Annotated in this window: 4 protein-coding genes; all 4 read left to right on the forward strand. The window is 73.1% G+C overall.

Annotation, left to right across the window (positions count from 1 at the left end):
* Window positions 1-68: 68 nt before the first annotated feature.
* From gatC to ACFT55_RS19425, 4 genes are read left to right on the forward strand one after another with little or no spacing between them, the layout of a single operon-like run.
* A complete protein-coding gene (gene gatC, locus ACFT55_RS19410; RefSeq protein WP_380245487.1) occupies window positions 69-365 on the forward strand; it encodes an Asp-tRNA(Asn)/Glu-tRNA(Gln) amidotransferase subunit GatC in 297 nt (98 codons plus the stop codon).
* Window position 366: 1 nt separating this feature from the next.
* Window positions 367-1,872: an Asp-tRNA(Asn)/Glu-tRNA(Gln) amidotransferase subunit GatA gene (gatA, locus tag ACFT55_RS19415; RefSeq protein WP_380245488.1), complete on the forward strand. Its 1,506-nt coding sequence runs from the start codon at window positions 367-369 to the stop codon at window positions 1,870-1,872.
* 22 nt (window positions 1,873-1,894) lie between these two features.
* Window positions 1,895-3,400 carry an Asp-tRNA(Asn)/Glu-tRNA(Gln) amidotransferase subunit GatB gene (gene gatB / locus ACFT55_RS19420; RefSeq protein ID WP_380245489.1) on the forward strand — a complete coding sequence of 502 codons (1,506 nt, stop codon included), beginning with the start codon at window positions 1,895-1,897 and terminating at the stop codon, window positions 3,398-3,400.
* Window positions 3,400-3,987 carry a GNAT family N-acetyltransferase gene (locus ACFT55_RS19425; RefSeq protein WP_380245490.1) on the forward strand — a complete coding sequence of 196 codons (588 nt, stop codon included), beginning with the start codon at window positions 3,400-3,402 and terminating at the stop codon, window positions 3,985-3,987. The genes gatB and ACFT55_RS19425 overlap by 1 nt, the downstream gene beginning before the upstream one ends.
* Window positions 3,988-4,031 lie beyond the last annotated feature (44 nt).

Genomic DNA, 4,031 nt, shown 5'->3' on the forward strand with positions numbered 1-4,031 from the left:
GCCTCGTCATGGGAGCCGTCACGAGATCACAACGTCCCCGACATGCGCCGACCACTAGACTGGCGGCCATGTCCACCATCTCCCGAGACGAGGTCGCGCGCGTCGCCGCCCTGGCCCGGATCGACCTGCGCGACGACGAGGTCGACCGGCTCGCCGGCGAGCTCGACGTCATCGTCGACTCCATCGCCCGCGTGCGCGAGGTCGCGACCCCCGACGTCCCCGCGACGAGCCACCCGCTGCCCATGACGAACGTGTTCCGCGAGGACGTGCCGCAGCCCGCGCTGCCCGTGGCGGACGTGCTGGCTGCCGCGCCGGACGCCCAGGACGGGCGCTTCGCCGTCCCGCAGATCCTCGGGGAGGAGTGAGATGACGGACCTGACGCGCCTCAGCGCTGCCCAGCTCGCCGACGTCCTGGCCACCAAGGAGGTCTCCAGCGTCGAGGCCACCCGCGCGCACCTGGACCGCATCGCGGCCGTCGACGGCGACGTCCACGCGTTCCTGCACGTGAACGACGAGGACGCCCTGGCCACGGCCGCCGACGTCGACGCGCGCCGCGCCGCCGGCGAGGACCTGCACCCGCTGGCCGGTGTGCCGATCGCCGTCAAGGACGTCGTGGTCACGAAGGGCATGCCGTCGACGGCCGGCTCGAAGATCCTCGAGGGCTGGATCCCGCCGTACGACGCGACCCTCGTCGAGAAGATCCGGGCCGCCGGCCTGCCGATCCTCGGCAAGACCAACATGGACGAGTTCGCGATGGGCTCCTCCACCGAGCACTCCGCGTTCGGCAACACGCACAACCCGTGGGACCTCGACCGCATCCCCGGCGGCTCGGGCGGTGGCTCGGCGGCCGCCGTGGCCGCGTTCGAGGCGCCCCTGGCGATCGGCACCGACACGGGCGGCTCGATCCGCCAGCCGGGCGCCGTCACCGGCACCGTCGGCGTCAAGCCCACCTACGGCGGCGTGTCCCGCTACGGGCTCATCGCGCTCGCCTCGTCCCTGGACCAGGCCGGCCCCGTCACCCGCACGGTGCTCGACTCCGCGCTGCTGCACGAGCTGATCGGCGGGCACGACCCGCGCGACTCCACGTCGATCCCCGAGGCGCTGCCGCCGCTCGTCGACGCCGCCCGCCAGGGCGCGCTGGGCGACCTGTCCGGGCTGCGCGTGGGCGTCGTGACGCAGCTGCAGGGCGAGGGCTACCAGCCCGGCGTGCTCGCCCGCTTCCACGAGTCGCTCGAGCTGCTCACCAAGGCGGGTGCCGAGGTCGTCGAGGTCTCGTGCCCACACTTCGAGTACGCGCTCGCCGCGTACTACCTCATCCTCCCGGCCGAGGCGTCGAGCAACCTCGCGAAGTTCGACGGCATGCGCTTCGGCCTGCGGGTCGAGCCGACCGACGGCCCCCTGACGGCCGAGCGCGTCATGGCCGCGACCCGCGGGGCCGGGTTCGGCGACGAGGTCAAGCGACGGATCATCCTCGGCACCTACGCCCTGTCGGCCGGCTACTACGACGCCTACTACGGCAGCGCGCAGAAGGTCCGCACCCTCATCCAGCGCGACTTCGCGGCGGCGTTCGCGCAGGCCGACGTGCTGGTCTCGCCCACGGCGCCCACCACGGCGTTCAAGCTGGGGGAGAAGCTGGACGACCCGCTGGCGATGTACCTCAACGACGTCGCGACCATCCCGGCCAACCTCGCCGGCGTGCCGGGCATCTCGGTGCCCAACGGCCTGTCGGACGACGGCCTGCCCGTCGGGTTCCAGATCCTCGCACCGGCGAAGGCGGACGACCGCCTCTACCGCGTCGGCGCCGCGCTCGAGTCGGCCCTCGAGTCCACCTGGGGCGCCCCGCTGCTGACGCGCGCGCCCGAGCTGGGCTGACGGAGAACAGGAGAACACCACTGTGACCACCACGACCCCTGCTCTCGTCGCCTACGACGACGCCGTGCGCCGGTACGACCCGGTGCTCGGCATCGAGGTGCACGTCGAGCTCGGCACCCGCACCAAGATGTTCTGCGCGGCGGAGCAGTCGTTCGGCGCGGAGCCGAACACGCAGACCACGCCGGTGTCGCTCGGCCTGCCGGGCGCGCTGCCCGTCGTCAACGGCACCGCCGTCGAGTACGCGATCCGCATCGGCCTGGCGCTCAACTGCCAGATCGCCGAGACGTGCCGCTTCGCCCGGAAGAACTACTTCTACCCGGACGTGCCGAAGAACTTCCAGACGTCGCAGTACGACGAGCCGATCGCGTTCGACGGCTGGCTCGACGTCGAGCTCGAGGACGGCACGGTGCACCGTGTCGAGATCGAGCGCGCCCACATGGAGGAGGACGCCGGCAAGAACACGCACGTCGGCGGTTCCGCGGGCCGCATCCACGGCGCCGAGTACTCGCTGGTCGACTACAACCGGGCCGGCGTGCCGCTGGTGGAGATCGTCACCAGGCCGATCACCGGCGCGGGGGAGCGGGCGCCCGAGGTGGCGCGCGCGTACGTGCAGGCGCTGCGCGACATCTTCCGCGTGCTCGGCGTCTCCGAGGCGCGCATGGAGCGCGGCAACGTCCGCGCCGACGTCAACCTGTCCCTGCGCCCGACGCCCGAGTCCCCGCTCGGCACGCGCACGGAGACGAAGAACGTCAACTCGTTCCGCTCCGTCGAGCGCGCCGTGCGCTACGAGGTCTCGCGCCAGGCCGCGATCCTCGACGCCGGCGAGACGGTGATCCAGGAGACGCGCCACTTCCACGAGGAGGACGGCTCGACGTCGCCCGGCCGCGTGAAGTCCGACGCCGAGGACTACCGCTACTTCCCGGAGCCCGACCTGGTGCCGGTCGCGCCCTCGCGCGCGTGGGTCGAGGAGATCCGCGCGACCCTGCCCGAGCTGCCGCAGGCCCGCCGCCGGCGCCTGCACGACGAGTGGGGCTTCGCCGACGCGGAGATGCGCGACGTCGTCAACGCGGGCGCGCTCGACCTCGTCGAGTCGACCGTGGCCGCGGGTGCGACGCCTGCCGCCGCACGCAAGTGGTGGATGGGCGAGCTGGCCCGCCGCGCCAAGCAGGACGAGGTCGAGCTCGCGGACCTCGCCATCACGCCCGCCCAGATCGGCGAGCTCCAGCAGCTCGTCGACGCCGGCCGCATCAACGACAAGATCGCCCGGCAGGTGCTCGACGGCGTGCTCGCGGGCGAGGGTGGTCCCGAGCAGGTCGTGGTGGCCCGCGGGCTGGAGGTCGTCTCCGACGACGGCGCCCTGCTCACGGCCATCGACGAGGCGCTGGCGGCCCAGCCCGACGTCGTGGAGAAGGTCCGCGGCGGCAACCAGGGCCCGGTCGGGGCGATCATCGGCGCCGTGATGAAGGCGACGCGGGGGCAGGCGGACGCCAAGCGCGTGCGCGAGCTCGTGCTGGAGAGGATCGGCTGATGCGGTCGCCCGTCCTGCACGGGGAGCTCGTGCGGCTGCGTCCGCTCGAGGCGCGCGACGCCGACCGGCTGTGGGCGTCGCTGCGCGACCCCGACAACGGGCGCCTGACCGGGATGGGCACCGACGGTTCCTCGTCCCGCGCCGAGGTGAGCGCGTGGGCGGCGAGCGCCGCGGACCTGGCCGGCCGGTACGACTGGGCGGTCACCTCGGCGGCCGTGCGGGACGGTGAGCTCGTCAGCGACGACCTCCTGGGCGAGATCTCCCTGGACCAGGTGGACCTGCACCTCATGTCGGCCAACCTGCGGCTGCGGATGATGCCGGACTACCGGGGGCGCGGGTACGGGCGCGAGGCCATCGGGGAGGTGCTGCGCTTCGCGTTCACGGCGCCCGGCGAAGGCCTGGGCCTGCACCGGGTGAGCCTGGCCGTGACGAGCATCAACCCGCGGGCGCGAGCCCTGTACGACTCGCTCGGGTTCCGCGAGGAGGGCCGTCTGCGCGACGCCTTCCGGGACGGGCAGGGCTGGGCGGACGCGATCGTCATGAGCATCCTCGACGACGAGTTCCGCGCCGGGGCAGGCACAGACTGAGGCCCACCCCGTCACGACCCGTTCAACGCCGCGACGCCGGCACC

The organism is Isoptericola sp. NPDC057191, from assembly GCF_042670225.1.
In the GTDB taxonomy this organism is placed as follows: Bacteria; Actinomycetota; Actinomycetes; order Actinomycetales; family Cellulomonadaceae; genus Isoptericola.

Excerpts from the sequence above, each read along its gene's own strand:
- ACFT55_RS19425 (WP_380245490.1), top strand. The coding sequence starts at position 3,400 with ATGCGGTCGCCCGTCCTGCACGGGGAGCTCGTGCGGCTGCGTCCGCTC.
- gatC (WP_380245487.1), top strand. The coding sequence starts at position 69 with ATGTCCACCATCTCCCGAGACGAGGTCGCGCGCGTCGCCGCCCTGGCC.
- gatA (WP_380245488.1), top strand. The coding sequence starts at position 367 with ATGACGGACCTGACGCGCCTCAGCGCTGCCCAGCTCGCCGACGTCCTG.